26 protein-coding genes and 1 pseudogene are annotated in these 26,019 nt (G+C 47.6%); 13 read left to right on the forward strand and 14 right to left on the reverse strand.

Annotated elements, in window-relative coordinates; genetic code table 11:
- Positions 1 to 511: 511 nt before the first annotated feature.
- A complete protein-coding gene (locus ACKFKH_RS23000) occupies positions 512 to 1,828 on the reverse strand; it encodes a D-alanyl-D-alanine carboxypeptidase (RefSeq protein WP_446860693.1) in 1,317 nt (438 codons plus the stop codon).
- Between the two features lie 57 nt (positions 1,829 to 1,885).
- On the opposite strand from ACKFKH_RS23000, the gene ACKFKH_RS23005 reads away from it, so the two are divergent.
- The 3 genes from ACKFKH_RS23005 to ACKFKH_RS23015 all read left to right on the forward strand — a co-directional run bounded on the left by ACKFKH_RS23005 (position 1,886) and on the right by ACKFKH_RS23015 (position 5,268).
- Positions 1,886 to 2,539, forward strand: a complete 654-nt coding sequence (locus ACKFKH_RS23005) for a cofactor assembly of complex C subunit B (RefSeq protein ID WP_446860694.1) — start codon at positions 1,886 to 1,888, stop codon at positions 2,537 to 2,539.
- A gap of 245 nt (positions 2,540 to 2,784) precedes the next feature.
- Positions 2,785 to 4,677: a phospholipid carrier-dependent glycosyltransferase gene (locus ACKFKH_RS23010; protein WP_446860695.1), complete on the forward strand. Its 1,893-nt coding sequence runs from the start codon at positions 2,785 to 2,787 to the stop codon at positions 4,675 to 4,677.
- 66 nt (positions 4,678 to 4,743) lie between these two features.
- A complete protein-coding gene (locus tag ACKFKH_RS23015; protein WP_446860696.1) occupies positions 4,744 to 5,268 on the forward strand; it encodes a DUF456 domain-containing protein in 525 nt (174 codons plus the stop codon).
- 1 nt (position 5,269) lies between these two features.
- Here the strand turns inward: ACKFKH_RS23015 and ACKFKH_RS23020 are convergent, their stop codons facing one another.
- Complete coding sequence (locus ACKFKH_RS23020) at positions 5,270 to 6,220, reverse strand: type IV pilin-like G/H family protein (protein WP_446860697.1); 951 nt, start codon at positions 6,218 to 6,220, stop codon at positions 5,270 to 5,272.
- A gap of 682 nt (positions 6,221 to 6,902) precedes the next feature.
- Between ACKFKH_RS23020 and ACKFKH_RS23025 the strand changes: the two genes are divergently transcribed.
- Positions 6,903 to 7,913: an Hpt domain-containing protein gene (locus tag ACKFKH_RS23025; RefSeq protein WP_446860698.1), complete on the forward strand. Its 1,011-nt coding sequence runs from the start codon at positions 6,903 to 6,905 to the stop codon at positions 7,911 to 7,913.
- Between the two features lie 342 nt (positions 7,914 to 8,255).
- Here the strand turns inward: ACKFKH_RS23025 and ACKFKH_RS23030 are convergent, their stop codons facing one another.
- The 7 genes from ACKFKH_RS23030 to sufR all read right to left on the reverse strand — a co-directional run bounded on the left by ACKFKH_RS23030 (position 8,256) and on the right by sufR (position 11,881).
- Positions 8,256 to 8,834 carry a GUN4 domain-containing protein gene (locus ACKFKH_RS23030; protein ID WP_446860699.1) on the reverse strand — a complete coding sequence of 193 codons (579 nt, stop codon included), beginning with the start codon at positions 8,832 to 8,834 and terminating at the stop codon, positions 8,256 to 8,258.
- A gap of 139 nt (positions 8,835 to 8,973) precedes the next feature.
- Positions 8,974 to 9,354, reverse strand: a complete 381-nt coding sequence (locus ACKFKH_RS23035; protein ID WP_446860700.1) for a hypothetical protein — start codon at positions 9,352 to 9,354, stop codon at positions 8,974 to 8,976.
- Positions 9,355 to 9,431: 77 nt separating this feature from the next.
- Entirely contained in the window at positions 9,432 to 9,986 is a 555-nt protein-coding gene (locus ACKFKH_RS23040) for a shikimate kinase (RefSeq protein ID WP_446860701.1), read from the reverse strand.
- Between the two features lie 39 nt (positions 9,987 to 10,025).
- Positions 10,026 to 10,628: a hypothetical protein gene (locus tag ACKFKH_RS23045; RefSeq protein ID WP_446860702.1), complete on the reverse strand. Its 603-nt coding sequence runs from the start codon at positions 10,626 to 10,628 to the stop codon at positions 10,026 to 10,028.
- Positions 10,629 to 10,676: 48 nt separating this feature from the next.
- Positions 10,677 to 11,015 carry a type II toxin-antitoxin system PemK/MazF family toxin gene (locus ACKFKH_RS23050; RefSeq protein ID WP_446860703.1) on the reverse strand — a complete coding sequence of 113 codons (339 nt, stop codon included), beginning with the start codon at positions 11,013 to 11,015 and terminating at the stop codon, positions 10,677 to 10,679.
- Positions 10,972 to 11,178: a hypothetical protein gene (locus tag ACKFKH_RS23055; protein ID WP_446860704.1), complete on the reverse strand. Its 207-nt coding sequence runs from the start codon at positions 11,176 to 11,178 to the stop codon at positions 10,972 to 10,974. The genes ACKFKH_RS23050 and ACKFKH_RS23055 overlap by 44 nt, the downstream gene beginning before the upstream one ends.
- Before the next feature lie 61 nt (positions 11,179 to 11,239).
- Positions 11,240 to 11,881: an iron-sulfur cluster biosynthesis transcriptional regulator SufR gene (gene sufR / locus ACKFKH_RS23060; protein ID WP_446860705.1), complete on the reverse strand. Its 642-nt coding sequence runs from the start codon at positions 11,879 to 11,881 to the stop codon at positions 11,240 to 11,242.
- Positions 11,882 to 12,049: 168 nt separating this feature from the next.
- Here sufR and ACKFKH_RS23065 point away from each other — a divergent pair, with 168 nt between their 5' ends.
- From ACKFKH_RS23065 to ACKFKH_RS23095, 7 genes are all read left to right on the forward strand, one after another.
- On the forward strand, positions 12,050 to 12,409 hold the full coding sequence (locus ACKFKH_RS23065) for a ferredoxin thioredoxin reductase catalytic beta subunit (protein WP_446860706.1): 360 nt from the start codon (positions 12,050 to 12,052) through the stop codon (positions 12,407 to 12,409).
- A 91-nt stretch (positions 12,410 to 12,500) separates the two neighbouring features.
- A complete protein-coding gene (gene sufB, locus ACKFKH_RS23070) occupies positions 12,501 to 13,934 on the forward strand; it encodes a Fe-S cluster assembly protein SufB (protein ID WP_446860707.1) in 1,434 nt (477 codons plus the stop codon).
- Positions 13,935 to 13,941: 7 nt separating this feature from the next.
- Positions 13,942 to 14,358, forward strand: a complete 417-nt coding sequence (locus tag ACKFKH_RS23075) for a hypothetical protein (protein ID WP_446860708.1) — start codon at positions 13,942 to 13,944, stop codon at positions 14,356 to 14,358.
- 12 nt (positions 14,359 to 14,370) lie between these two features.
- Positions 14,371 to 14,988 carry a restriction endonuclease subunit R gene (locus ACKFKH_RS23080; RefSeq protein ID WP_446860709.1) on the forward strand — a complete coding sequence of 206 codons (618 nt, stop codon included), beginning with the start codon at positions 14,371 to 14,373 and terminating at the stop codon, positions 14,986 to 14,988.
- Between the two features lie 28 nt (positions 14,989 to 15,016).
- Complete coding sequence (gene sufC / locus ACKFKH_RS23085) at positions 15,017 to 15,799, forward strand: Fe-S cluster assembly ATPase SufC (RefSeq protein ID WP_446860710.1); 783 nt, start codon at positions 15,017 to 15,019, stop codon at positions 15,797 to 15,799.
- Positions 15,796 to 17,133, forward strand: a complete 1,338-nt coding sequence (sufD, locus tag ACKFKH_RS23090; RefSeq protein WP_446860711.1) for a Fe-S cluster assembly protein SufD — start codon at positions 15,796 to 15,798, stop codon at positions 17,131 to 17,133. The genes sufC and sufD overlap by 4 nt, the downstream gene beginning before the upstream one ends.
- A gap of 35 nt (positions 17,134 to 17,168) precedes the next feature.
- The gene (locus tag ACKFKH_RS23095) at positions 17,169 to 18,428 is read left to right on the forward strand and encodes a SufS family cysteine desulfurase (protein WP_446860712.1); all 1,260 of its coding nucleotides are present in this window, start codon (positions 17,169 to 17,171) and stop codon (positions 18,426 to 18,428) included.
- 340 nt (positions 18,429 to 18,768) lie between these two features.
- Here ACKFKH_RS23095 and ACKFKH_RS23100 read toward each other — a convergent pair whose 3' ends face one another.
- Positions 18,769 to 19,338, reverse strand: a complete 570-nt coding sequence (locus ACKFKH_RS23100) for a Uma2 family endonuclease (protein WP_446860713.1) — start codon at positions 19,336 to 19,338, stop codon at positions 18,769 to 18,771.
- A 174-nt stretch (positions 19,339 to 19,512) separates the two neighbouring features.
- Between ACKFKH_RS23100 and ACKFKH_RS23105 the strand changes: the two are divergent.
- Both ACKFKH_RS23105 and ACKFKH_RS23110 read left to right on the forward strand, forming a co-directional pair.
- Positions 19,513 to 19,743: pseudogene (locus ACKFKH_RS23105) on the forward strand (aminotransferase class V-fold PLP-dependent enzyme); the annotation flags it as partial.
- Positions 19,744 to 20,440: 697 nt separating this feature from the next.
- Positions 20,441 to 21,940 carry an energy transducer TonB family protein gene (locus ACKFKH_RS23110; protein ID WP_446860714.1) on the forward strand — a complete coding sequence of 500 codons (1,500 nt, stop codon included), beginning with the start codon at positions 20,441 to 20,443 and terminating at the stop codon, positions 21,938 to 21,940.
- 690 nt (positions 21,941 to 22,630) lie between these two features.
- On the opposite strand, the gene ACKFKH_RS23115 is transcribed toward ACKFKH_RS23110, so the two are convergent.
- The 4 genes from ACKFKH_RS23115 to ACKFKH_RS23130 form a co-directional block, all read right to left on the reverse strand.
- A complete protein-coding gene (locus ACKFKH_RS23115) occupies positions 22,631 to 24,526 on the reverse strand; it encodes a DUF7453 family protein (protein WP_446860715.1) in 1,896 nt (631 codons plus the stop codon).
- A complete protein-coding gene (locus ACKFKH_RS23120; RefSeq protein ID WP_446860716.1) occupies positions 24,508 to 24,783 on the reverse strand; it encodes a hypothetical protein in 276 nt (91 codons plus the stop codon). The genes ACKFKH_RS23115 and ACKFKH_RS23120 overlap by 19 nt, the downstream gene beginning before the upstream one ends.
- A 124-nt stretch (positions 24,784 to 24,907) precedes the next feature.
- The gene (locus ACKFKH_RS23125) at positions 24,908 to 25,444 is read right to left on the reverse strand and encodes a nuclear transport factor 2 family protein (RefSeq protein ID WP_446860717.1); all 537 of its coding nucleotides are present in this window, start codon (positions 25,442 to 25,444) and stop codon (positions 24,908 to 24,910) included.
- A 36-nt stretch (positions 25,445 to 25,480) separates the two neighbouring features.
- Positions 25,481 to 26,014, reverse strand: a complete 534-nt coding sequence (locus tag ACKFKH_RS23130; RefSeq protein WP_446860718.1) for a nuclear transport factor 2 family protein — start codon at positions 26,012 to 26,014, stop codon at positions 25,481 to 25,483.
- Between the last annotated feature and the right edge of the window lie 5 nt (positions 26,015 to 26,019).

Consider the following 26,019-nt stretch of genomic DNA (forward strand, 5'->3'; position numbering starts at 1 on the left):
GGGTGCAGAATCGCAAGATAGATCAGTATAAATTACGCCTTCAAAAATGCTAGACAGATTTTCTGATTCATTCTAATGAATTTAGTGCCCAAGTTGAGAGAATTCTGAGTTTGAGCGTCCGTCGATCGCAAATTGACCTTATACCAAATCAACCAACAAATGATACTCATAAAAAATCAGTTAATTAACCGATTTCTATCTCTCAGATTTGAAAAGAACCTATCAGGGAAGCCGTTTCAAAGTCTCCCAAACTGGGGGATTTGGGGGGCGAGGATCTGTATCAGTAACTAGTGGATTTGGGATAAAGCCATATCGCGTCCCCAAAGCGTTAGAAATGCTGGTCAACATTCTAACTGGGTTGCTTGACTAATTTCTCTAACGTCGGCAACTGGGGTTTATCCAAAGATTTAACCAATTCAAAGCCAATCGCACTCAAATCATTCAGTAATACAGCCAACCACTCATCTGTGAGAATGCAGTCAACTATTTGCCGCTTCCGCCTTATTGGTAGCTAACCCCCATACACAATTTCGTTTCGCACAGAGGCTCCTAGCGTTGCTTGCCGCGTCCCAATCCAGGAACTTGGCTCGATCGCTTTCACCCCAACCGCCTGACCACCCCACTGTTTTTGCAACGTTTGCAGCAAAACATCCTGTTGTTTTCGCAAATTAGAAATGTCAGTGCCGCGATTGATGATAGCAAACCAGACATAGCCGCGATCGCGCGTCGGCAATACGCCCGCCAAAGCACTCACCTCATTCAACGTTCCCGTCTTGACGACTGCTGCTTGAGGAATCTCGCGACCTTCGAGGGTCGTATCCCAGCTATCAATACCAGAAACCGGAAAGAGATCGGCGATCGTCAAATTGCGCGGGTGAAGATAACGGTCGATCGCCGCCAACATCGCACAAGCCGCATGAGGAGAAATTCGATTTGCCGTACTCAGTCCCGACCCATTCACTAACTGAATCTCTTGAGGAGGAATCTCGGCCGTCGTCATCGCTTTCTGAATCGTCGCCGAAACGCCTCCCAAATTGTCTGCCAGCATTTGAGACATCTCATTATTGCTGTGAATATTCATGTCTTTGAGCAGATCGATCAAAGGCAGCGATCGATGCCGCATCAATAAAGTTTGATTGGGGGTCGTTTCAACTTTTGCGCCGGAGATCTGACGAACGGTACCCGCGATCTTCACCGTTGGTTTGCGCGTTCCTTCGGGCAGTAAGGCATATTCGTAAATAGCATCTTCGTCCCAATCTTTGGGAGAGAGCGCCTGTTTGAGCAATTTGCCTGACTCCACAGGATCATCATTGAAACTCATCATGAAGTTGTGTGTGACGAGCAAATTACCCGCGATGCGAGTGATGCCAATTTTATTGAGTGCGTTGCCAAGCGCGATCGCTTCCTCAAACACAAACCGGGGATCGCCACCGCCTTGAATCACCAAATCGCCTTTCAGAACGCCGTTCTCGATCGGGCCAGTCGCCATAATCAACGTTTCAAATTGGTGATCGGTGCCCCAGGTTTGTAGAGCCGCTAACGAGGTAGCAATTTTGGTCAGAGAGGCGGCGGGTAGAGCAGTCGTTCCCTGGTTGCTGGCTAATAAAGTCGAACCTGATTGAAACCAGATCCCTTGCGTCGTATGGCTTAATCCCTGACTTTCAAGCTGTTTGAGGTACTGTTTCAACACCCGATCGGCAGCGGGATCAGAGGCATTCGTCAGCCAGGGGAGTTCTTGAACGTTTGCCTCCAAAGGGTTAAAGGTATCTGGCATTCCTGCCATGTTTAGCCAGAGAGAAACCAATCCAGAGCTAAAGAGTTCCAGCAAGCCGCGTCTCCTGTCAAGATGTTAAGAATGGGAATAGAGCGCTTCGAGTGTTGACCAATGGCAAAACCCGACCAAAATGAAGTTCTGCGGCAGATGCCGATCGTTGTAGGCGTGATAGCAGGCATTTTACTGCTCACCAACCGCTTTTTTACACCGACTTTGACAGATTCTCAGGCGCGATCGGATGCGCTATGTGTGATCATTAGTGCCGTTTTGATTTTGACAGGTCTGCTGTGGCAGCAAGTACAGCCGAGAACTCCAGAAAGCGTTCAACTTGTTGGTGAAGAAGGGTTTGAGCTTGCGCCTGATCTGCCTGATTCCATCAAAACTGAGCTTGCCTGGTCGTCTCATTTGCTGCTGACAAATACAGTTACTAAGTCGATCGTCATTCTCTACAAAAATCAAGTTTTACTCCGACGAGGAATTCTCAGTCCCAACTCAGAAGTGAAGCCAGGAGCCATTTTGCAGCGTGTGCTAGACAAACATAAACCCGTGTATCTGGTGGCTCTCAGTGTCTACCCCGGACGAATTGAGTTTGATTACCTGCCCGAAAACACCCAAGGAGTGATTTGTCAACCGATCGGCACCGATGGCGTGCTAATTTTGGGCGCAAATGCTCCACGCAGCTACACCAAACAGGACGAAAACTGGGTGGCAGCGATCGCTGAAAAACTCGATAATACGCTCAGTCAGCATTTAGAAGTCGCTTGATTAAACGTGAATTCGATGAAATTTTTCGCCACAATCAATTAATCCAGGCAACCCCCTAAATCCCCCACAAGTCAGGGACTTTGAACTGGGGATCTGATTTAAAAATTTCCCAAAGTTGGGGGGTTGAGAGGCAGAAGCGCTAAACAACGCAGCGAAAAAACTTCATCGAATTGACGTTAATTGAATATTTAGTGAAACCAGCGATCGGCTGTAAACTTTGTTATGTGCATTCAGCCATAAAAGTCATGCTTGCTAACTTCCCTTTTTTGCTTGCCTGTATCGCGCTCTCTCTGCCTGCCTGGTTTACAGCAAGTTGGGTTTTTCGATATCAGCCTGTTTCTGGTGCGTTGGCTTATTTATACTTATTTTTGATTCAAATTAGCGTCGTTGAATTAGTTTTAGGAATTCTCAATTTTTTGAATCCAATTAGCCTTTGTTTAGGAGCGATTTTAGCAGGATTAGTTTCACTTCTAGTTAGCAAAAAGTCATATAAAAAAGCAAAATCCATTGAAGAAATTGATCAAGCTAACCCCATTCAAATTAGCCAGTTTGGAACGATTGTTTTGGGGGCGATCGCGCTCATTCTTTTCATTCCGCTCTATCCATTTCTATCAGAATGGCTGATTCAGATTTTTCGAGTTCACCCACTCAGTTGGGATGTCGTTAGCTATCACTTACCCAATGTTTTGAACTATTTGCAAACAGGCAGTTTGTGGGATCTCAAAGGAACCTTTGGCGGCTACCCTGGAGGCAATGAGCTATTACAGATTTGGAGTTTTTTACCCCTCAAATCAGATAGTCTTCTGGGCATGACGGCCGCTTCAATTAGCCTGGGAGTTCTTCTCGCGTCCACGCTACTGCTCAAGTCAGTTTTACCCAACAAAACCCCGTTTGAATTGGGCTTTTGGACTCTACTACTTTGGGTAGGTTGCCTGTTATTTCCTCCGCTTCAGGAAATGCTGGTTGATTTTGGGCGAAATGACATTACCCTTGCCTTTTGGTTATTAGTAGCAATCTGGTCGTTACAGCAGGCAAGCCAAACAGAACATCGAAAAGGCTGGCTTTTGTCAACAGGAATTAGCTTGGGATTCGCGATCGGCACCAAGCCCAATGGACTTTTTTATCTAGTCGGATTCTTATGCTTATTTTTCGCTCGTTTCTTCCCATCCAATCCACAAAAATCTAAAGGATTGGAATCAAGCTTCATCATTCTGCCAGCTCTATTAATGGGTGGATTTTGGTACTTTAGAAACTTAATTCAAGCTGGGACGTTATCGCCTGATTTTTTAGAAGTGGCGGTTGGGTTGAGCCTTGCCAAAAACCTATTTAATCCAGCCCTTTATCAACTTAATTTCTCACTTGTCTTTTTTCTATTGAGTGTGGGCATAACTGCGGTAACGATCGCACGCTCCACGCTCAAGCCGCTGACTCATGCTCTCAATCTAAAATTACTTGCTGGATTCAATTCGATCGCTCTGTTTGCCTTGATTCTCACCCCCAGCGGAGCAGGATTTTTGATCGGTGATCGACAGCTATTTTTAATTCAAATTCGCTACAGTGCTGTAATCATTCCAGTCACTCTTATTTTGAGTTTGTATTTTATCGCTCAGTGGTTAAATAACTGGACAAAACAGCTTTCTCTAGACCGACTACACACGTCTCAAAAGCGACGATCGACCGCCCTGTTTTTAACCGGAATCAACCTCATTGGCGCAATTTTATTAACTTCTCAATTGCTTTCTTATCAGCCTGCGATCGGGCTTCCTGGATACGATGGTATCTTCTTTCCAGTCGGAGAAAAGCCTAGTAAAGTCTACGAATGGGTGCAGAAAAATCTCACGAATACAGTTATTTATTCGATTGGATTGCGACCCTACGGACTTTATGGATTTCCCTTTAGTAATCGTGTCGTGTATCAGCTTGATTCATTGAATTGGAAATACCAAAACGGACTGAAAGTAATTCGAGACGCTAAACCCAACTACATCGCCATCAGCCTTGATCCCTTTACTCGCGCAGTTCCCGCTGACCTTCAATTTCTGACCAGCCAACCCCAAGCATTTGAACTGGTTTATCAAGATGATCTTGCCCTTGTTTTTCGGATTACCCCCGTGGGACAAGCCCTGGCAGACCGTTGATAAGCTACCCTGAGAGTATTCGTGGAAAGCAACATTCTCAATTAGCCAGCTTTACAAAATAGACTCATGGTTGTTCTCTATTGGTCACTGGTTGCCCTGATGGTTGTGGGCATCGTCGGCGCGGTGGTTCCTGGCATTCCGGGGACAAGTTTGATTGTGGCAGGCATTGTGGTTTGGGGAGCCGTCAACGGCTTTAGCAGCGTCGCAATTGCCCTCAGTGTGGCGATCGTCGTTCTTCTGTGTAGTCTTGGCATTGATTTTCTGGCGACCTATTGGGGTGCAAAGAAGGCAGGCGCAAGCAACTGGGGACAAATTGGCTCGATCGTCGGCTTCATTCTTGGCATTTTGGGATTTTTACCCACGATTCCGATCAGTGGCCCGATTGGCGTGATTATCGGCATTCTCATCGGGCCGCTGGTGGGCGCAATTGTTGGCGAATTTCTCTACCGCAAAGACATCACGATCGCCATCAAAGCCGGAGTAGGCATCGTGGTTGGTTCGCTGATTGGCAATCTGATCCAGGGCGTTTTGGCCCTCCTGACGGTGGGCGTTTTTCTATTCACAACTTTTCCCCTTGTCTTTCCGTCCTGACTTACGGCACTTCAGAAGACGAAGGCTGACATTTCAGTTGATTTTGAGAAAATTCGGGCATGGGTGGCGCATCGATCGTCGGCTGATTTGTTTTGCAGACGATACGGGTTGTCTGGCCTCTGGTCACTATCACAGTTCCAACAAAGCTGCTCAAGCCTGCTTGTTTAGGAATGGCCGTTACCTGAGCGCGATTGGTATTCAAAACTCTGGAGCGATACGTGTAGTCATAGCTTTGTGAAATCAGATTAGCCGATCGCTCCAATTCTTCTAGCGTGCTGGCAAATCGCTTGTTTTGAGCATAAAACTTCTCTTGAGCCTGCGTCATGGCTTTAATGTACTTCTCGGCAGCCTGCTGTTTTTGTTGGGGCGATCGGGGCTGCGACGGACTGCCCGCAAAAGAACGGTCTGACTCGCCCTCTGAGGTTTGATTTCCCGACTTTGAGGTTGAAATTAGCGCCACAAAACCGCCGCCAAAAAAGGCCACCACAATCACCAACAGCGTCGGAACAAGATAAGCCTTGAGATAAACCGTGAGACTCGGACGATCGTCGCTCATCTCTTGCTCGATCGTTGCTGCAAACTCCTCTGACTCGTCAACCGCTTGAGTCTCCTCAACCTCTTTTTCTAGATTGACCACCTGAGTTTCTGGCAGCACCACCGGATGCACCTCAAATTCTGCGACCCACGAGAAAGAACGCGCTCCAATTTTGTGTCCCGAAGCTTTGACCGTTTGAATCGCATCTGTGCCCAGTTCTAAAATCCCCCGCCGGATAAAGGTCATCATCGTCTGCTGATTGAGCGTCTTTGCAGACTCCAAAAAAACAGACAAACAGCCGTTCTCTAAACTTGCTTTGGCGGTGATTCCTTTCGGTTCTAGAACTGCATTCATCAAAGCGGCGATCGCGTTGGCATCTCCTTGCCGGGCGAGTTCTAGAAGGTTCGGCTGATTCATTGAGAGAACTTCTTGAAGTAAGAGGAATTTGACATAAGATTTTCTTTGCAAAGCACGGGCCTCACCTTCTAGTCAGCTTGGAGGTCGATCGAGAGCTTTGATCGATTTTGGGTTAAGCTAAACCAGTCTGAGCGAGTCCACGTCAGAGCCTTTAACAGGTTGCTCCCAATTTACATCAAAGTCTCAAACTGCAATCAGAATCGTTCACCCTGATCTTAAATGGTTCGCTTCTGAGCAATGCTTTTCGGGATAAGCAGCAGAAATCTTAAAAAATGTGGGTTTGACAAAGTTTTTTTGCTTCAAGATTCAGAGCTTCTACCTCCAATTCCGGGCGGTTTCCAGACCAAGTTCGCGGTTCAAACGCCCTCGCTAATTGGTTTAGGGGGCTGTCTAAGTTGGCAACCGCAGTGCAAGATTTCATCGAACTGACCTTAAGAAACGTGGACGACGGCTTTGATCAAGATGGCAGTTGTCGATCGCCAGGGTGAAATTTTCGAGGAATTTAATTTCAATTGGATCTAACATTTTGAGCAGTGGGGTAGCCGTTGGGTCGGCTCGTCTCCGCCAATCTCATCTCGATACTTCGTGCCGTTCTCGTAGTATCTGGGAACACTCAGTACAAGGGACCAATTCTCATCCTTTGCGCTCATTTAACACGACTCGTTACGCCAGGAGCAGGGCAGTGCAATCAGTCAAGCAACAGCAAATACTCGGCTATTTTATCGAAGAAGCGAAAGAACACCTGGACACGATCGAGCAAGGACTGGTTAATCTTCAAGCCACCATGTCTGACTCAGAACGGGTGAATGAACTCTTTCGAGCGGCTCACTCAGTCAAGGGTGGGGCAGCCATGTTGGGGTTTGACAGCATCCAAAGAACCGCCCACCATTTTGAAGACTGCTTCAAACATCTCAAAGAGCATCCGGTCAAGATCGACTCCAAGCTAGAAGACCTCTTTTTGAAGGGGTTTGATACGCTCAAAGCGCTCATCGAGTCGCTACAGGGGCCGTTTGGTCTGCGCGAAGAAGAGGCTCAACAGGCGGTGATTGCGTCAGAGCCGACCTTTACCGAGTTGCAGAAATATCTCCACGCCCTGATGAAAGCAGAAGCGAAGGGGTCTGGCAAAGCTGCACTTGCATCTAATACGACGGCTCAGATTAATGCAATTCTTAAGGCAATGCTGCACCTGTTTAGACAGGCAGACTCGCCCAAAAGTCGCCAGCAGCTTGTAGGGTTGTGTAATCGGTTGATGCAGGTCAATGCGACGACAAAACCCTGGGTGATGGTTTTACAAATCGCGCAACGGGCGATCGCTGCGCCCAAAAATTCCTATGGGGTGTTGGCTCCGATCGTGATTCGAGATCTCAAGCAAGCCAGCGATCTATTGGTATCGGGCCGAGTCGATGAGATTTTAGCGAGTCAAAATTTACAGAAGCTGATTGTCCCTGCCCAGGCTCCCAAATCTGTGCCCCTCGTCTCTGCGCCTCAACCCTCTGCGCCTCAAAAAGTCTCTGCACCTCAAAAAACCTCTGCACCTCAAAAAACCTCTGCCCAGCCCGGAAGACAATCCGCGCCTAAACAGCAGGTGTCGATTCCTTTAGAGCCAAGAGCCGCCGCCAGAACCTTGCTAGAAGTGTTCAACAAATCTGAACTGATTGAGATTGCCGAGTTTTTGATGAAAGCGATTCAGTAAGGTCTGTTTGACGCGCTGCGATCGTTCTCTTCGCGTTACCCGCAAGGGGTCGCTGTACAACGGGATTGAGTCTTATGCCAAACGATTGTTTAGGTGCAACAGCTCCTTGGACTCCCTCAACCCCTCCTGGGCAAGGCGGAGAACTAGAAAATCCCACCTTTATTAGGGAGGATGCTGTAGAAAAATCAAGTTGGTATTACATTACCAAGGACTTGCCTAGAAGTTGCTTGGTTCTTTCAAGCAATTTTGCTCCCGTTGCCACTTCATTCACTACAGGCAGGTTTGCCAATAATATTGGTTGCCGCAGCTATCACACTTGACTCTTTAAAGAGTAAGTTTCGATCAGGTGCAAATTAGTGAATCGCTACAAGCCTCCAGACGATCGAACAGATCTTCAAACCCCACATAGCCGCAACCCCCCACACAGGATTCTAAATTACAGTCTTTGACCCAACCAGAGGGAAAGTGTCCCAGAGGGGCGGACGATCGAAACGTCAAATGGTCATAAGCAATCCAGCGGCCCTCAACGCGCCAGCCGACTCGATCGCCAAACACTTGATAGTCTTGTCCAACTTGGTGCCAGATGCGCTGTTGAATGCTGAAACCAAATCGTTGATCGCTCCACTCAACCCACAGGCGATCGATCAGGCACAAATCCTGGCAGGGAAAGCAATCTAAGTCTTGAGGTCGCATCCAAGTTCCTTCTGAGTAGCCGATCGCTCGCAGCATCGCTAGATAAGTTTCGTAGTCTGCTTCCTTCCAATTGCCTGCTTGAAGTAAGGTTTGTAGCCTTCGATAATTAGGTTTGTTTTCAGAATCAAAGGAATTACTCTGCTCGGTTGTTAATTGATCACCACAGCATTGCAGAGATTGTGTTTGAAACAATTCTCTAGCGTTTGACTGGTCTGTTTGTTTTGTCATGTCTAACGTGTCGTCTTTGCTGAATCAATGGTGACGATCGTTGCATTGCTTGCTGCAACTAAGCCAGTATACATTGATACAGATTTCAGTTGTGTTATTAGGAAAACACGGATGATACTTAAGACTTTTATTAAAATTTTTATAGTCCTTGCTCAAGGCGACGTTTTGCTTCTTGCTCAAACCAGGAGACGACTTGCGGAACGGTAAGGTCTTCGATCGCCACCCCTGATTCTGCTGCCGATTGATTTAACGGTTTGAGCGCGGCGATCGTCAGTTGCGTAAAAAAGCCTTTGAAATTTTGGTCAATGCCCTGCTGCAAACTGGGGTCGTTGGCAACCCATTCGGCAATTTGCGGGTTTTGCAGATCCGCGATCGCTTGTCGGGATTGTTGGGCGATTTGTTTGAGCGATCGTAGTGAATAAATTGCCACTCTCGTCATAAATTTGTCGCGTGAAGTCAGCAGTGCTTTGTCTACTTCAGCACATTCTTCGGGCGTTAAAAATTCTGTATTCGATTCCATAGAAGCTTTTTAATGGTGATAAACAAACTCGATCGACATCATTCAATTTAGCGTTAAATTTTCTGCTGTAATCAGGTTTAGTCAAACGTTATCAAGCTTAGGATCTCATTACACATCTCTTCTGGCATTTTGCCCTTGCTGTATATGACATACTTGGCCAGCTTGTAGTTTGAGGGGTGCCTGATGAGATGTTCATTGAGATTTGGATTGCCATCTGACACGTACTCATTTCGTTTATTGAGAATTTGCACCGATTCATCCAGATCAGGAGACGGCAACAGGAGAATTACGTTTGAGTACGGTGCCAAGATCTGTTGAACTCGTTGGAACAGAATATCGTCTTCATAAACAGAGTGACCTGCTCCAAAATCGATGACGCAGTGCTGGTGTTCTGAAAGTATCCGCTCAACTGCATAAGCTTCAAAGGGCTTCCAGTATTGATACACTCCCCACAAGCCTTGAGTCGCCCGCTTCTTCTTAGCCAATTCCTCGTCGTAGCCAATTTCTTTGTAGTAGTTTAATCTCAAATCGTCCATTGAGTGTTGTGGAACGTTAAGCCGCTTTGCCAAAAGCTCTCCGATCGTAGACTTACCCGACCCGATCGCGCCAATGAGAATAATGTCCGACTTCATGCGTTTCTGTGACCATTCACTCTACAAGTCTGTTGCCCTCTAACCTTGTTGTACCATCCAGACCAGCATTCCGAGCAAGTGATCGACGGGTGGAATGGCATAATCGTGAAGGTCGATCGTCAGCGTCTGATCGTCTAATTTCATCAATCGCCAGGCAGTCCCGCTCGTGACGCTACCGTAAATCGTCGGGATCAGAATCTCGTTTGCTGCATTAAACTTTTGAGCCGCAATCATTTCTGCTGCACATTGCCCCAATCCCTGCTTGAGATCACCTTTTTTAGCTTCAATCACGATCACAGCAGGCGCTTCGATCAAAACTTGCTCAGTGGATCGACTAATCAGAAAATCACAAACGCCGCTCAATCCCAATTCTGGAGCAACCGTAAAATCTTCGCCCGAAAATAGGCTGACTTTGCGATCGAGCAGTTTTCGCACTTCAACCAAAATAGGACTGATCAGCAATTCCGATCGGGCTTTTTCTGACCCGGTAGCAATAGCTAATGGCAACCCTTCATTCAAGGCTTCTTGAAGATAGCTGCTGGGAGCGATCGACTGAGTTTCAGGCAAAAACCGTCCCCCTTCGATCGTCATCAATCCAAACATTTTTTTGACGCTTCTCAGCGTAAAGTCACTGTAAGACATTCATTTTGCTTGAATTAAATAGCCGCAGCGATGTTTACCATTAACCAATTAGTCTAAACCTAACCACAAACAGACTGCATCTTCGACCTGCGATAATTGCTCTTGCGTCAGCACCCCTAACTTCTTGATCAACGTCACATAAGGGACTGTAACCAGGTTTTGAGCGTCGAAAACTCCAGATTTCAAAAACCTTGCCGCAATTTCAACCTCAAACCTTGAGTTTCTTGAACGAGTCGTATGAGCAACCAAAGTTACTAAGGCTCGATCGCGATCTTCGATAGGGACACTGATCGCTAGACAAGGACGCACTTTAGCCACATAACCTAAATCGACCAACCACACTTCACCTCGGCTTGGAATATTGCTCATGGTCGTTTTCGGACTCATCAAGGCTCAAGAATAACGCTTCAGCATTCAGGACTAATGCCTCATCTGATAGTGGAATGTCTGAGTTGGCTGTCCGTCGCAAAATCTCAACAGCAACCTGCTGTTTTTCGACCTCTGGCAACTGATCAAAAGAATCTAATATTTGCTGCAATCCATTATTCATGGTTATTCATCGCTTCCTGTTTCAGCCAGTTCTCTGAGTCTCTGAATATATAAAGTTTTGATTATTTTGCTTGAATTAAATAGCCGCAGCGATGTTCACCGTTGACGAGCCAGTGAGTCCGATCGACTCGACAATCTTGCAGCGCCAGTTCAAACATTTCTAACTCATGCCCACAGACGCTGGGAAACGACTCGGCAATGTGAGAAATCGCACAATTATATTCAGTCAAAATAAATTGGGTGGACTCATCTGACTCGACCTTGTGACACTCTGCCATATAGCCTTCAGTGCGACGCAACTCGACTAGACCAGCGACCCGATCGCCCAGAGAGCCAGACCCCAAACGCTGACGATATTCCAGCCCTTTACGCTCCCACTGTTTGCGAAGAATGGCACTGACCTGATCGCGCCCCACCGTCTCGGCCAGCGTATCAAGGAGTGACACCGCAAAATCATCGTAGCGATCGGGAAACTGCGATCGCCCTTCTCGGCTCAACTCATAGACATGGCTGGGTCGCCCCATTTTGGTCTGCACCGTCTGATGCAAAATCAGCCCTTCGGTTTCCAGATCTTTGAGGTGCCGTCTGATCGCCTGCGGACTCACCTGCAATCGGTCTGCCAGGTCTTGGGCCGTCGCCTGACCCTGCTTGAGCAGATCGTGCAGAATGTCTTGTTTCGTCGTGGGTTGTTGAGTTGTGGTCATTCCAGGTTCCAGAAGTAACGGTCACTCGATCGCAAGATGGCGGCAGAAAAAATCGACTTTGACAACATCATTGTTTCTAAAGTATCTTACAATGAAGTTAAGCAACAAGTGCGTTGTTTTAATTATAGAATTTATCGGATGTACTGTCGTTCTGGCTCATAAATACAGATGAATACAGAAACTCAAACCACGCAAGCATCAGATAAAAGTCTCGAAGCCATGAGGCACTTCTCAGAGCAATACGCGAAGCGCACCGGGACGTATTTTTGCGTCGATCTCAGCGTGACGGCCGTCGTGATCGAAGGACTGGCCAAGCATAAAGACGACTTGGGCGCTCCCCTTTGTCCGTGTCGTCACTATGAAGACAAAGAAGCCGAAGTCGCCGCCGCTTATTGGAATTGTCCCTGTGTCCCCATGCGCGAGCGCAAAGAGTGTCACTGTATGCTGTTTTTGACCTCAGACAACGATTTTGCGGGTGAAATGCAAGAAATTACCTTCGACGAAATCCGCGCCACAACCAACGCCTAGACCTTAAACGCAGAGGTGAGGGAACCAGACTATATCATCCTTCATCCCTTTCCTTCCCTTACCCTTCCTCACTATCAAGAGAACACGATCGATGAGTGCAGTACAAAATCTAGTTAATCAGCCTTATAAGTATGGGTTCGTTACGGATATCGAATCTGATACGATTCCTCGTGGGCTGAGTGAAGAAATGGTTCGGTTGATTTCGGCTAAAAAAGAAGAGCCGGAATTTATGCTGGAGTTTCGCCTCAAGGCTTATCGGCAATGGTTGAAGATGACCGAGCCAGATTGGGCCCATGTGGGGTATCCGGCGATCGATTATCAAGATATCGTTTACTACTCTGCGCCCAAGTTCAAAGAAAAGAAGAAAAGCCTCGAAGAAGTCGATCCCGAAATGCTGGCGACCTTTGAGAAGCTGGGGATTTCGCTGTCTGAGCAAAAGCGGTTGAGCAATGTGGCCGTGGATGCGATTTTTGATAGCGTGTCGATCGCCACCACCTTCAAAGAAAAGCTGGCGAAAGAGGGCGTGATCTTCTGCTCGTTTGCGGAAGCGGTGAAAGAGCATCCCGATCTGATCAAAAAGTATCTGGGCAGCGTGGTTCCGGTGGCGGACAATTACTTTGCGGCGCTCAATTCGGCTGTGTTTAGTGACGGGTCGTTTGTCTACATTCCCAAGGGTGTCAAGTGCCCGATGGAGTTGTCTACCTACTTCCGCATTAATAATGGGGACTCTGGGCAGTTTGAGCGGACACTGATTGTTGCTGAAGAAGGTAGTCACGTCAGCTATCTCGAAGGCTGTACGGCTCCAATGTTTGACACCAATCAGCTTCACGCAGCAGTTGTCGAATTGGTCGCCCTGGACAATGCCGAAATCAAGTATTCCACCGTTCAGAACTGGTACGCAGGCGACGTAAATGGTAAAGGCGGCATCTATAACTTTGTCACCAAGCGCGGATTGTGCCAGGGCGTGAATTCCAAAATCTCCTGGACGCAGGTTGAGACGGGTTCAGCCATCACCTGGAAGTATCCGAGCTGTGTGCTGATTGGCGACAATTCCGTTGGCGAATTCTACTCTGTAGCGCTGACCAACAACTGCCAACAAGCCGACACCGGAACCAAGATGATCCACGTTGGCAAAAACACCCGCAGCACGATTATTTCTAAAGGGATTTCGGCGGGTCGATCGAGCAACAGCTATCGCGGTTTGGTGAAGATCAATCCCAACGCTAAGGGCGCGCGCAACTATTCGCAGTGTGACTCGATGCTGATTGGCGACAATGCTCAAGCCAACACCTTCCCCTACATCCAGGTGCAAAACAACACAGGCAAAGTGGAACACGAAGCCTCTACTTCCAAGATTGGAGAAGACCAACTGTTTTACTTTAGTCAGCGCGGCATTTCTCCTGAAGATGCGATCTCGATGATGATCAGCGGATTCTGTAAGGATGTGTTTAACCAACTGCCGATGGAGTTTGCCGTCGAAGCCGATCGTCTCCTCAGCCTCAAACTAGAAGGGTCTGTGGGGTAAGACAAGCATGGTTGTACAGGCTGACATTGAACTGATGTGGGGGGCGGATCTGGCTCTGGTGCATGAAGGCTATCGCTCAGAAAGTCAGATTCGGCGCTGTAATGTGAGTGCGATCGTCGATCGCCGTACCACCATGCTTGCTATTCCAGAGTTTGTCAAAGAGCAACTGGATTTGAGGAAAGTTCGAGATGTCGAAGCCGAGTTAGCAGGTGGGTCTATCGCCGTGGTTGAAGTGGTGGGGCCGATCGAGGTTCGCTTTCAAAATCGACGTACATTGGTCGAGGCGCTGGTGATTCCTGACTCAACCAAAGTTTTGTTAGGCGCGATCCCGATGGAAGGATTAGACGTGTTGATCGATCCAAAGCGAGAACGATTGATTGTCAATCCTGAGAGTCCAAAAGTGGCTCGGATGATGCTGATGTGAGGTCGATCGTCAATGACTCAAGTACTACAATCTAGAACCATTAATATTCGCGATCTGATTGACCAATTTGGTCTGCAACTGGTACGCGATCGACAATTTTTCACAGAATGGCATGAGGATTTGTCTGAACTCAATGAACAGGAAAAGCAGTTTTTAGACAAAGTTCGAGAAGGCTTTTTTAACCTGATGCAGTATCCTCCCTATTTGGAGAAAGCTGTTCAAATCTCTGTCTTATCGCCTCTACTATTTCTGGCTGATTTCTTCCTGCCGCCCTTTCACATTCGAGCAGAGCAATCGACTGAAATTGTTAGTGAAGACGAAGGGGTTATTATTCGAGGACAGCTTGATCTAATTGTTCTGAAAGAAAGATTTTGGGTTTTGGTAATTGAGTCTAAAGGGTTTGCTTACTCACCTGAAGTTGGTTTAGCTCAACTGCTTTCTTATATGTTGGCAGATCCAGAACCCAAAAAACCTTGTTTTGGACTGTTAACTAATGGACTTGACTTTAGCTTTATCAAACTGTCAAAAAATCCTGCTCGGTATGGGGTGTCTAATCGGTTTAATATTTTGAATGAAGGGAACGAACTATATTCAGTTCTGCAAATTATGAAGCGGTTGGGTCAGTTGTAGTGAGCGATGAAATTAGAGAGGTCAGAGTGTGATTAGTGACAATAGTGAAGTGATTTTGTCGGTTAGTAATTTAACTGCAAACGTAGAGGATACTCAGATTCTTAAAGGCTTGAATCTGGAAATTAAAGCAGGCGAAATTCACGCGATCATGGGTCCAAACGGATCGGGAAAAAGTACCTTATCCAAAATTTTGGCTGGGCATCCCGCTTACGAAATCACAGGCGGCGAAGTGACCTTTCGAGGACAGGATTTATTGGAAATGGCACCAGACGATCGCGCCAAATCGGGTGTGTTCCTCGCCTTCCAATATCCCCTCGAAATTCCTGGGGTCAGCAATGTCGATTTTTTGCGCGTCTCCTACAATGCCAAACGCAAGCACGAAGGGCTGGAAGAACTAGATGCTTTTGACTTTGATGACTTGGTGCAGTCTAAACTCGAACTGCTGAAAATGGATGCTTCTTTTCTCAGTCGTAGTGTGAATGAAGGCTTCTCAGGCGGTGAGAAAAAGCGCAACGAAATTCTACAAATGGCATTGCTAGAACCTAAGTTAGGCATTCTCGACGAGATTGATTCGGGTCTGGATATAGATGCGCTAAAAATTGTCGCCAACGGGGTTAATGAACTCAAATCACCCAACAATGCAACACTGGTGATCACGCACTACCAACGACTTTTGGATTACATTATTCCTGACTTTGTGCATGTGATGGAAGGCGGACGGATTCTCACCACAGGCGGCAAAGAGTTGGCTTATGAACTCGAAGCTCGTGGCTATGACTGGGTGCGTGAAGAGGAGGCAGCAGCGCGATGACCATTGAAGTTTCCACCCTGTCTGACACCGCAAACTCTACGCTCAAAGCGAGAGTCGATCGCTCTGCCTATCTCTCAAATTTGCTCAACCTGAGGTCTGATTCTGAGCTGGCATTGTTGAATGATGTGCGCGATCGAGCCAGTGCGATCGTTCAAGAGTTAGCGATTCCCAACACTCGCGATGAAGAATGGCGATTTACCGATTTGTCAGCGCTGTTGAAGGTGAGTTTTGAGACGGCAGATTTGTCGATCATTGGCTTTTCAGAAATCCAATCATTTTTGCTGCCCGAAACGATTAACAGTCGGTTGGTGTTTGTGAATGGATTTTATGCACCGGACTTGTCGGCTGTCGATAATCTTCCTGATGGCGTTTTGGTTGGCAATTTGATCGCAGGTGCGGAATTTATTCCTTCACTTTCTGATTATTTAGCGATGCAGCCAGGATCAGAAGAAGTGTTTACGGCATTGAATACCGCAAGCTTGAAAGATGGAGTGATCGTCTACATTCCCCAAAATCAAGTTGTCGAAACGCCGATCCAAATTTTGTCTGTGACCACGACGAGCGAAACGCCAAAAATTACTCACCCCCGCGTTTTGGTGATTGCTGAAACAGGGAGCCAGGTTACCTTAATTGAAGAGTATGTAAGTTTGGGCGAGGGTGTGTATTTCACCAATCCGGTGACGGAAATCTGGCTTGCAGACAATGCGGAAGTTTGGCACACTAGAGTACAGCGAGACAGCGAAACGGCGTTTCATATTGGCAAAACGGCAGTGTCTCAGGCGCGAGATTCTCGCTACAGTTGTACCGCAGTCAGCATGGGTGCTCAGATTTCTCGCCACAATCTGGAGGTTTACCAGACAGGTGAACAGACCGAAACGACGCTGAATGGTTTGACAGTGTTGAACGGTCAGCAAATCGGAGACACCCACAGCAAGATCGCTTTCTCAAAACCCTACGGCAAAAGCAATCAGGTGAACAAGTGCATTGTGGGCGATCGTGCTCATGCCATTTTCAACGGTAAAATCTTCGTTCCCAAGCTGGCTCAACTGACGGACGCTGCCCAACTCAGCCGCAATCTTCTCCTCTCACCCAAAGCCCGCATCGACACCAAACCCCAGCTAGAAATCACGGCGGATAATGTCAAATGCGCCCACGGCGCGACAGTCAGCCAGCTAGAAGACGATGCGATTTTTTACCTCCAGAGTCGAGGACTCAGCCAAACCGACGCTCAAAAACTGCTGACCTACGCCTTCGCGATCGAAGTGATTGACGAGATCCCGATCGCCACCCTCCGCAAAACCCTAGCCGACCTGATCCGCACCCAAAATCTATAAAGTTCTTTCATCCCTCATCCCTCATCCCTGCCAAGATGACTATCACCCAAGAAAAAACAATCGCTGCCAAAGTCCGCTCTGAGTTTCCGATTCTCCATCAGGAAATTCACGGCAAACCGCTGGTTTATTTGGATAATGCTGCTACGTCACAGAAGCCGATCGCGGTTCTCAATGCGATTCAGCACTATTACGAAAATGACAATGCCAACGTGCATCGAGGCGTTCATACGCTAAGTTCGCGTGCGACGGATGGCTATGAAGGTGCCCGTGACAAAGTGGCTGCGTTTATCAATGCGGCTTCTCGCCAGGAAATTGTCTACACCCGCAATGCCAGCGAAGCGATCAATTTGGTGGCGTATTCGTGGGGTTCGACTTTGCGTCAGGGTGATGAGATCATTCTGTCGGTGATGGAGCATCACAGCAATCTGATTCCGTGGCAGCTTTTGGCACAGAGAACGGGCGCAGTTCTGAAGTTTGTCGAGCTGACTGAGACAGAAGAATTCGACTTTGAGCAGTTCAAATCGCTGCTGTCAGACAAGACAAAGATTGTTTCGATCGTGCATGTCTCGAATACGCTGGGCTGCATCAACCCCGTTAAAGAGATTTGCGCGGAGGCTCATAAAGTCGGTGCAAAAGTGCTGATTGATGCCTGTCAGAGTGTGCCGCACATGGCGATCGACGTGCAAGAAATCGACTGTGATTGGCTCGTTGCTTCGGGTCATAAAATGTGTGCGCCGACGGGGATTGGCTTCCTCTACGGCAAGCTGGATTTGTTGCGATCGATGCCTCCCTTTTTGGGCGGGGGCGAAATGATTGCCGATGTGTTTTTGGATCACGCGACTTACGCCGATCTGCCCCACAAATTTGAAGCCGGAACGCCCGCCATTGCTGAAGCGATCGGACTTGGTGCTGCGGTCGATTATTTGAGCGCGATCGGCATGGACAAGATTCACGCTTACGAAGAAGAACTCAACGCTTACTTGTTTCAACGGTTGAGCGAAATTCCTGAGATTCGCGTCTATGGCCCTCAGCCCCACGCAGACGGCAGTGGACGGGCCGCATTAGCCGCCTTTACCGCTGGAGACGTGCATCCTCACGATTTGTCTACCATTTTGGATCAGGCAGGCGTTGCCATCAGAGCAGGCCATCACTGCACCCAGCCGCTTCATCGCCATCTCAAAGCCCAATCGACCGCACGCGCCAGCCTCTACTTCTACAACACTCGCGAAGAGATTGACGTATTCATCACCTCACTCAAAGAAGCCGTGGAGTTTTTTGGCGGACTGTTTGGGTAGGATTTGAAGGGCGATCTCTTCGAGTTACCCGCAAGGGGTCGCTCAGGATTCGTTCTAGTTTAACGTGAATTCGATGGAGTTTTTTCGCTTCGTTGTTGAGCGCTTCGCCCCCTAAATCCCCCATTCTGAGGGACTTTGAATCAGCATAATTTCTTTGAACTCTGGAATTTTTTCTTGGTCAAAGTCCCCCAATTTGGGGGATTTAGGGGGCTGAAGCCGATTCAAACGAAGCGAGTCCCTCTCATCGAACTGACGTTAATTTAGAAATTCAGTAACGCTTGATGACAGAAAACAGGTCATTGGCGTTATTTTTTTGAAGATTTTTTTGGAGCTTTGTGAGTCATTCAAAAAAGGTTTCTACGATGCACTCAAACCCTGGTAAAAGGGGAGAAACGATCGTATCTTGAGCAAGCAATGTAGCCGTTAGTTTGAGAACAAAATTTTCTCGACGATACACTTCGGCCTGTCTCAGCAGATAGTTGACGATCCAATATTCCTGCACCCCTTGAGCAGAGTAAAGTTTGAGTTTGGCTTCTCGGTCTCGCCGTTCGTTTGTTTTACCCGGAGAGAGAACTTCGACAATCAGTTCTGGCGCACCTGTGAGATGTCCAGCTTCGTCAATCAGTTGAGTGAGTCGATCGGTGCTAATCCAGATGACATCGGGGATGACGTTATCCGCTTCGCTAAAAATGATTCCAGGAGTCGGGAAAGCCTCGCCTAATTTACTGGGTTGTGACCAGGCTTGCAAAATGGCAGCAATATTACGAATAACAGCCTGGTGTCTCAGGTGTGGCGCTCTGGTCACAAACAGTTCTCCATCAATAATTTCATAGCGTTTCCACTCGTCGTTAGAAAGCAGATCGAGATCGGAAGTTGTCCACCGGATTTTTTCTGGGACGGCTTGACTCATGACTTGACTCCGTGACCGTTATGGCTTCTATTGTCGCTTGTTTTTGAGGGTTCATTAGACAAAACGATGAGGAGACGATCGCTCTCAAGATTGATGATCACGCGAGAAAAACTCTGACACAATAATGCTGGTGGCCCTCAGCCCAACGCAGACGGCAGTGGACGGGCCGCATTAGCCGCCTTCACCGCTGGAGATGTGCATCCTCATGATTTGTCTACCATTTTGGATCAGGCAGGGGTCGCCATCAGAGCGGGACATCACTGCACCCAGCCGCTTCATCGCCATCTCAAAGCCCAATCGACCGCACGAGCCAGCCTTTACTTCTACAACACTCGCGAAGAAATCGACGTATTTATTGCTTCACTCAAAGAAGCCGTGGAGTTTTTTGGCGGACTGTTTGGGTAGGGTTCTCGGCAGAAATCTCTTGCTTCACGGCCTAATTTTGTCCGAACCATTGATTGTTAGAATCGAGGATTAAATAACCTGTAATTTTGGCCGACGGTTCAAACCGTTCCGACCAAAACGAAGTCTGCCTTCGCTCAATAGGAAGGCGTTTTAATCGGCGAAAGTCGGCTTTGTTTTCACGGATGCATTGCCGAAACCAGAGTATTTTTGAGTACGAGTCTGTTCGGCTCCACCAGTACAGTCCAGTTGAGTTTGCAATGACTAAACGATACCTCGATCGATGGATTCCGGATGGGGCAACAGTCGTAGATATTGGGGTGGGAGTGGGCCACTATGCAGAGTTACTAGACCAATTGTTGTGATAGAAAACAGCAGCAGTGAGATCATGACAATCCCGCCCGCCTTAAGAAGTTCGATCGCGCTACTCATTTCCACTATCCCAACTTGCTTTTAGAGTCTTGCAAAAATTTTGAACATATATAGAGCTTTTAGATCTTTTGCACTGAGACGACAAAAAGACCAACCAGCAGCATAAAACTAATGCGATTTATTGTCAAGTGTTTCTCAACGCTCATAGAATAGGGTCGTTGCAATTCGTCGTAACATAACCCCGCTTTAGCTACTCTTGACAGGTGATCGATCCATCATTAGCGTAAGATAGGAAGGATCATCCGATGCAACTAATTATCAACAAATCATGAGTTTTGTTCCAGAAGTGATTGAGCAACGGAAAAAAGAAGCTGCGGGTCTAAAACGGTTTTTGCCCTTCAGTTTTACAAGTGCGATCGTCCTGCATCTGCTCTTGATCCCGTTGCTAGTACTCCTTTGGAAACCAGCCCAAGAGACGGCGGTCGCAGAAGAAGAAATTGAAATCATCGCTGACACTCAACCGGACGAACCTCCACCCGATAGCGCCTCCACAGATGCAGAAGCAGGCGGAAGCGGGGGTGGCAGTGAACAGTTCTCACTGTTTAATCCGAATCCAAGTTCTCCACCTCCTGATTCTGTTGAGGTTGCACAAGCGATCCCTGAACCTGATGTTGTGCCATCGCCGATTCCTGAACCGGAAATTGCCGAACAGATTCCCCTGCCAGACCCTACTCCCAGTCCTTCTCCAAGTCCGACTCCCACGCCTAGCCCATCACCAAGTCCAACTCCGTCACCGAATCCATTTCCTAACCCAACCCCGTCACCGAGTCCCTCTGCAAGTCCAACCGCAACGCCAACTGCACAGGCGAACTCGCAACCAGAACAAAACAACTCACCCAACGGCCAGACTACCCAAGCTAACAACAATCCTAGCGGAACTAGCACAGGAACCGGAAATGGAACTGGAAACGGCTCTGGTAATGGTAATGGTAACGGGATCGGAAATCGTGGCGCTGGAAATGGTGTAGGGAATGGCAACGGGAACGGAACCGGAAACAGTACAGGCTCTGGACAACAAGGCAAACCTAGCCCATCGCCTCAACCCGTTGCTGTTCGCGAAGCTCCACCGCGTGAAGACTCTGATCCGCCGACTCGATCGCGTCGCAATCGGCCAAAATGCAAAGATAACTGTAACTTAGACCAATATCTGGGTGCAGAAGGGTCTGCTCGGTTTGATTTTGATGTCGATAAAGACGGCAATGTGACTAACATTCGGCTGAGAACATCGAGCGGAGACAGAGAGATCGATCGCAAAGCTGAAGAAGCAATCCGTCGCCGCAGATACGAAGCTTCAGAAAGTGGTTTTCAAGGTCAGCGAATTCGAGTTACCTCCGAGCAAGAAGGCTCAGATTTCCAGCGTCAAAATGCCGATCGTCGTCGCCAAGAAGACAGCGATCGCGCAACACGAGAAGCAGAACGCGCAGCACAAGAACGCTTAGAACAAGAGCGCATTCAACGCGAAGTTCAGCAACAGAAACCGCCTGCTTCTGCAACAGAGCCGAGCCAACCGCCTCAAAATGCGCCACCAACTCCTGCTGCACCTGCTCCAACTCCGAGCACACCAGACCCTGAACCGACACCAGAACCCGCAGCCCCTACGCCCGAACCTGTTGCGCCTGAGCCTACACCAGAACCTGCTGCACCCCCTCCCGAACCTGCGCCAGTTCCGGAGGCTCCTCCACCTGCTGAACCTGCACCGGAGCCTGCACCAGAAGCTGCACCCCCTCCCGAACCTGCGCCTGCTGAAGCTCCACCTCCTACTCCCTAACGTGAGATGCGATCGCTTGTATCAGCTTTTGAATACGATCGAGTTGAGCTTCATTTGAAGCATCGCAACGTCCAGATTGCCGCTTGCGTCTTGATAGTTGATCTGTCTACCTTGGCCTAGCAGTTTCGCCCTAGACAATTCAATATTAGGCAAGCCTGTCACAATGCTCGATCGCAAGATTGGAATGTTTGAAGAACCCGGCAGAACATCGATTTCAATAGTGAGCGATCTAATACGTCAGCTAGTTGATAGTCGAAACCAAATGTAGTCGGTATCGGCTTTGTCAGTAGGTCTGAAACTAGATTCTTGTTGAGGATTTCCCAGAAACCTGTCTCGTTGGGATAGGTTTTGAGAAAGTTGTCGATGTAGTTGTTCTGCGTAAACTCAGGGTATTCAAGGGGATTTGTCACACCAATACCCTCTTTGTAATCGTAGCTGACCGACAAATCGATCGTTGCGCCACCTTGATGGTCGATCGTATAGTCATCAACCTTAAATTCCCAGCCCTCATCTAGCGTGGCGATCTCTGGAACAGGGGATGTTAGAACTTGCCTTGAGAAACCTCTACAGAATAATTGGATAAGAAGAGACGTAAAAGGAGTTGATTGTTCCTAAAAATCGCAGGACGATTCAAGACTTCCTTAGTTCATCACAGGTATTGAGTTCATGATAGTTTCTTAGCTACCTCATTTACAACATGGGACGTGTCTGACTGATGATACTTACATTTGAATCAAAAGGAGTACTGGTGTTGAAGACAGCATCAAATGCTCTGCGATCGTTTAGTAAGTTTGCTCTCAAAAATAATCCGCTGGATTGTGCGATCGCACTCGTCGCCGCTGCTTGATCTAAAGTCGGTCTACTTGGATCACGAACAGGGTTGTCTTCATTCGTGATGCCGTAGTGATTCGCACCCTTGACTGTAATTAAAACTTTGGGCGGATTGAGAATCTGATCATAGGTGGATTGACTCCGATTTGGTAAAGACACGCTATCCAAATCGCCTCGAATCAGTCCGAGCGCAACTTCATTGTTAATAGGCACAAATTCTCCAGTTTGCGGATTTCCAAAGCTAGTTCCATAAAAGATGCCTGCCTTCAACTCTGGAGGAACCGTGTAGTTTTCTGCATTCAGTCCAGGGATGCGAATCTCTTCCTGGGTTGCCCCAATTCCCACGGCTCCTCCAAACGAGTGCCCTAGCAATCCCAACTTGGTTGTGTCTACAATCTTAAAGAGCGGCGACGAGTTATCCTGGTCTTCCACTTTCATTTGATCTAAAACATCATTCACTTGCCCTTGCTCAGGAAATAGACCCGTAGCAGATGAACCATCGGGACGAAACAGCGTTTGCTCATTGTTGGGAACCACCACCACAAAGCCGTAACTTGCGACTTGTTCAGCAAAATTAGAGTAATCTGCTTTATCGACTAGCGCACCTTGTAGCAAAAGGGCTATGGGAAACTCGGTCGAGCAATAGGAGCTAGGCAATTGGGGGAAGTAAATGTCGGCGGGGTCTCCATCGGCTACAGTTCCATCGGAGCGCTTTGCGCTGATCGTCGTTGTGTAGTGTCCAATCTCGTTATAGAGAGAATGAAGGCTAAACGGTGATTTAGATGGTTTGTCTTGATCAGCGCGAAAAACTCCAGAGCGACCATCTGCTAATTTTGCCCAGAATGCCACAGAGTCCTGATTCAGACCTTTATTTAAGAAGTTCAATTCTGTCACTGTTGAACCCAGTAACTCATCTCCCGTGGTAATAATTTCCTGCTGTCCCACGAAAAGACCACTGCCGCCCGCATCAAAATCGGCAAGATAAGCAATGGTTCCTTGATTGTTGATATCAACGCCTCGGAATGAACTAAAGTCACCAAGACTATCCGCGATCGTTGTTAGGTCATTGCCCTTTCCAGTTAATACCTCAACTTCTCCAGTCGCTTTGACTGCAATAAAGGCAGCCGTTCCTCGATCGTTAATGGCAGGAGAACTCCCAAACAAAGTTAATCCATCGGTTGAATCTGCGATCGTATTCAAATTGCCCCGATGATTCGTGAAGATGCCTGCGTTTTGAAACAACTCTGCGATCGGGACTGTTTGCCCGTCTACCTCGATTGTTCCTGGAACTGGAGCGGTGCCTGCGGAAAAGACAATTGTTCCTTTAGCGTTAATGTCTGGCGTAATTCCAAAGGTTGTGAATTCAGGGTTTGCATCTGTGATGATCTGAATTTTGCCTTTCTTACTAGAAAAAATCTCTTTGTCTCCATTGTCTAGATCCGCCCGGAATCCAACTGTGCCACGATCGTTGATCACAGGCTCCCCAAACAAATTGTCGAGGGTCGGAATGCGCTGAAAGTTGAATTGTCCTGAACTATCTGTAATCAGCGTGGTAGTCGTGCCGTCACCCGTAAAATAGCCCGCGTCACCGCTGTCGAGTCCGCCTAAAAAAGCAACTGTTCCGTCATCGTTAATTGAGGGCCCTACTCCCAAGAAACTGAACTCGTCGGATGTCTGTGCGATCGTGCGGAGTGAATTGCCATCGCCGACAAAGATGCCCGCATTGAGAGAAGCGTCTACTCCCCAAAATGCCACCTGATTCTTATCGTTGATTTAAGGGTTTCAGAATCAACATCGATCTGTAAATCGATCCGCACGATTTCTGCACCAGGATAGACCACTAACACACTCACATCTGCCAAAACTAAGCTGGGTTGAGTAAATACCTTACCGCGTTGAATTTGTTCTAAGATATTTTGTACCGCAGGTACTCCACTCGCAGTGAAGCTTGAAACTTCACCGTTTGAACGATGAATCTTGAATAGAAGTGTTTCAGGAAGTAGATTACTCATTCTTGAATGTCCTTTGTTACCCTGTTCTTTAGAGTGCTGGTTTAAGGTTGTTAGCCACGATCGAGCCTTCTCAAACCAGTCCAATGGAATCTAGAAAACTGTATGCTAGTCCCTCGATCGTGGTTTACTTGATTGGGACGTTAAACGCCTTAGAAACTAGGAGGGGATTGAAGTATTCGGTGTACTCTTTGATTAGTCCATTCTCAAACTTAAAAATTCCAATGTAGTCATTCTGATAGCGTCCACCTGCTCTAATCTCAATATCGCCTTTGAACTGAACAAAGATCACATCGCGATTCTCAGTGGGGAAAATCGTTCGAGGGAAAGACATCTTGCTAAAGGTTTTGGGAAGAGAACTGTACTGCTTGTAGATTCCTTCTCGCCCATCAAAACTTCTAGGGAATTCTCCAAAGGAGTAGGGCATAATCTGCTTTGCATCCTCCGCAAAGATCTCTCGGAGTACTTCAAACTTTGCGGTCTCAAGCGCTACAAAGTAAGTTTCCACAGCTTCAGCGTTTGTTCTCCTTGCGGGTCGAGTAGGGTTTGCCTGGGCGGTCGTATTTCTACCCATATTGGCACAACCAATCGTGGTTCCCAAGCCAAGTAATCCGATGCTACTTTGAAGAATTAACCGTCGATCGACCCGTGCTTTTTTTACCATTTTCCAACTCCTCCTTTGATGCAATGTTCATAGAAATTAAGCAGGACGATTTCCGGTTTCCCATACAACCGACATTTTCATTTTGTTGACTTTCCACTCGTTTCCCGCCCGCACAAGCGCATGATTGTAGACACCATTCAGCATCCAAGTCCCTTTTTTGCCATCTAAATAAGTATGATGCGCTTGGAAGTTTGAGACGCAGGTTGCTGTATTTCCCTTGACCGTCACCACATGACTACCAATGATGTGCTGTGTGTTCTTAAATGTGTTCTTGAAAAATTCCGACCACTGCTGTATTTGCTTGTCTGCTGAGATTACCGTTGGCTTGCCACCTGTCATTGCTGTATAGTCAAATTCAACTTCATTAACGAAGTTTTGACGACATCGATTCCAATCGCGTAGATCGGCAAAGATGGCAATTCCATTTACAGCGTTGATAATGGCAGCTTGATCATTCATCGTGGTAGAGATTGAATTGCGTTGAGCATTCATGGACGCTGAATTCGCAAGAAATGCAAGTAGAAAACCTGTGCCTCCCAACCAAGTCAAGTGCCTGCGAGAGGTTTTCATCGTTT

Source organism: Phormidesmis sp. 146-20, assembly GCF_052939475.1.

Bases quoted from the DNA above. Each gene is read 5' to 3' on its own strand.
- ACKFKH_RS23005 (WP_446860694.1), top strand. From the start codon at position 1,886: ATGGCAAAACCCGACCAAAATGAAGTTCTGCGGCAGATGCCGATCGTT.
- ACKFKH_RS23010 (WP_446860695.1), top strand. From the start codon at position 2,785: ATGCTTGCTAACTTCCCTTTTTTGCTTGCCTGTATCGCGCTCTCTCTG.
- ACKFKH_RS23015 (WP_446860696.1), top strand. From the start codon at position 4,744: ATGGTTGTTCTCTATTGGTCACTGGTTGCCCTGATGGTTGTGGGCATC.
- ACKFKH_RS23020 (WP_446860697.1), bottom strand. From the start codon at position 6,220: ATGAATCAGCCGAACCTTCTAGAACTCGCCCGGCAAGGAGATGCCAAC.
- ACKFKH_RS23030 (WP_446860699.1), bottom strand. From the start codon at position 8,834: ATGACAAAACAAACAGACCAGTCAAACGCTAGAGAATTGTTTCAAACA.
- ACKFKH_RS23035 (WP_446860700.1), bottom strand. From the start codon at position 9,354: ATGGAATCGAATACAGAATTTTTAACGCCCGAAGAATGTGCTGAAGTA.
- ACKFKH_RS23040 (WP_446860701.1), bottom strand. From the start codon at position 9,986: ATGAAGTCGGACATTATTCTCATTGGCGCGATCGGGTCGGGTAAGTCT.
- ACKFKH_RS23045 (WP_446860702.1), bottom strand. From the start codon at position 10,628: ATGTCTTACAGTGACTTTACGCTGAGAAGCGTCAAAAAAATGTTTGGA.
- ACKFKH_RS23050 (WP_446860703.1), bottom strand. From the start codon at position 11,015: ATGAGTCCGAAAACGACCATGAGCAATATTCCAAGCCGAGGTGAAGTG.
- ACKFKH_RS23055 (WP_446860704.1), bottom strand. From the start codon at position 11,178: ATGAATAATGGATTGCAGCAAATATTAGATTCTTTTGATCAGTTGCCA.
- sufR (WP_446860705.1), bottom strand. From the start codon at position 11,881: ATGACCACAACTCAACAACCCACGACGAAACAAGACATTCTGCACGAT.
- ACKFKH_RS23065 (WP_446860706.1), top strand. From the start codon at position 12,050: ATGAATACAGAAACTCAAACCACGCAAGCATCAGATAAAAGTCTCGAA.
- sufB (WP_446860707.1), top strand. From the start codon at position 12,501: ATGAGTGCAGTACAAAATCTAGTTAATCAGCCTTATAAGTATGGGTTC.
- ACKFKH_RS23075 (WP_446860708.1), top strand. From the start codon at position 13,942: ATGGTTGTACAGGCTGACATTGAACTGATGTGGGGGGCGGATCTGGCT.
- ACKFKH_RS23080 (WP_446860709.1), top strand. From the start codon at position 14,371: ATGACTCAAGTACTACAATCTAGAACCATTAATATTCGCGATCTGATT.
- sufD (WP_446860711.1), top strand. From the start codon at position 15,796: ATGACCATTGAAGTTTCCACCCTGTCTGACACCGCAAACTCTACGCTC.
- ACKFKH_RS23095 (WP_446860712.1), top strand. From the start codon at position 17,169: ATGACTATCACCCAAGAAAAAACAATCGCTGCCAAAGTCCGCTCTGAG.
- ACKFKH_RS23100 (WP_446860713.1), bottom strand. From the start codon at position 19,338: ATGAGTCAAGCCGTCCCAGAAAAAATCCGGTGGACAACTTCCGATCTC.
- ACKFKH_RS23110 (WP_446860714.1), top strand. From the start codon at position 20,441: ATGAGTTTTGTTCCAGAAGTGATTGAGCAACGGAAAAAAGAAGCTGCG.
- ACKFKH_RS23120 (WP_446860716.1), bottom strand. From the start codon at position 24,783: ATGAGTAATCTACTTCCTGAAACACTTCTATTCAAGATTCATCGTTCA.
- ACKFKH_RS23125 (WP_446860717.1), bottom strand. From the start codon at position 25,444: ATGGTAAAAAAAGCACGGGTCGATCGACGGTTAATTCTTCAAAGTAGC.
- ACKFKH_RS23130 (WP_446860718.1), bottom strand. From the start codon at position 26,014: ATGAAAACCTCTCGCAGGCACTTGACTTGGTTGGGAGGCACAGGTTTT.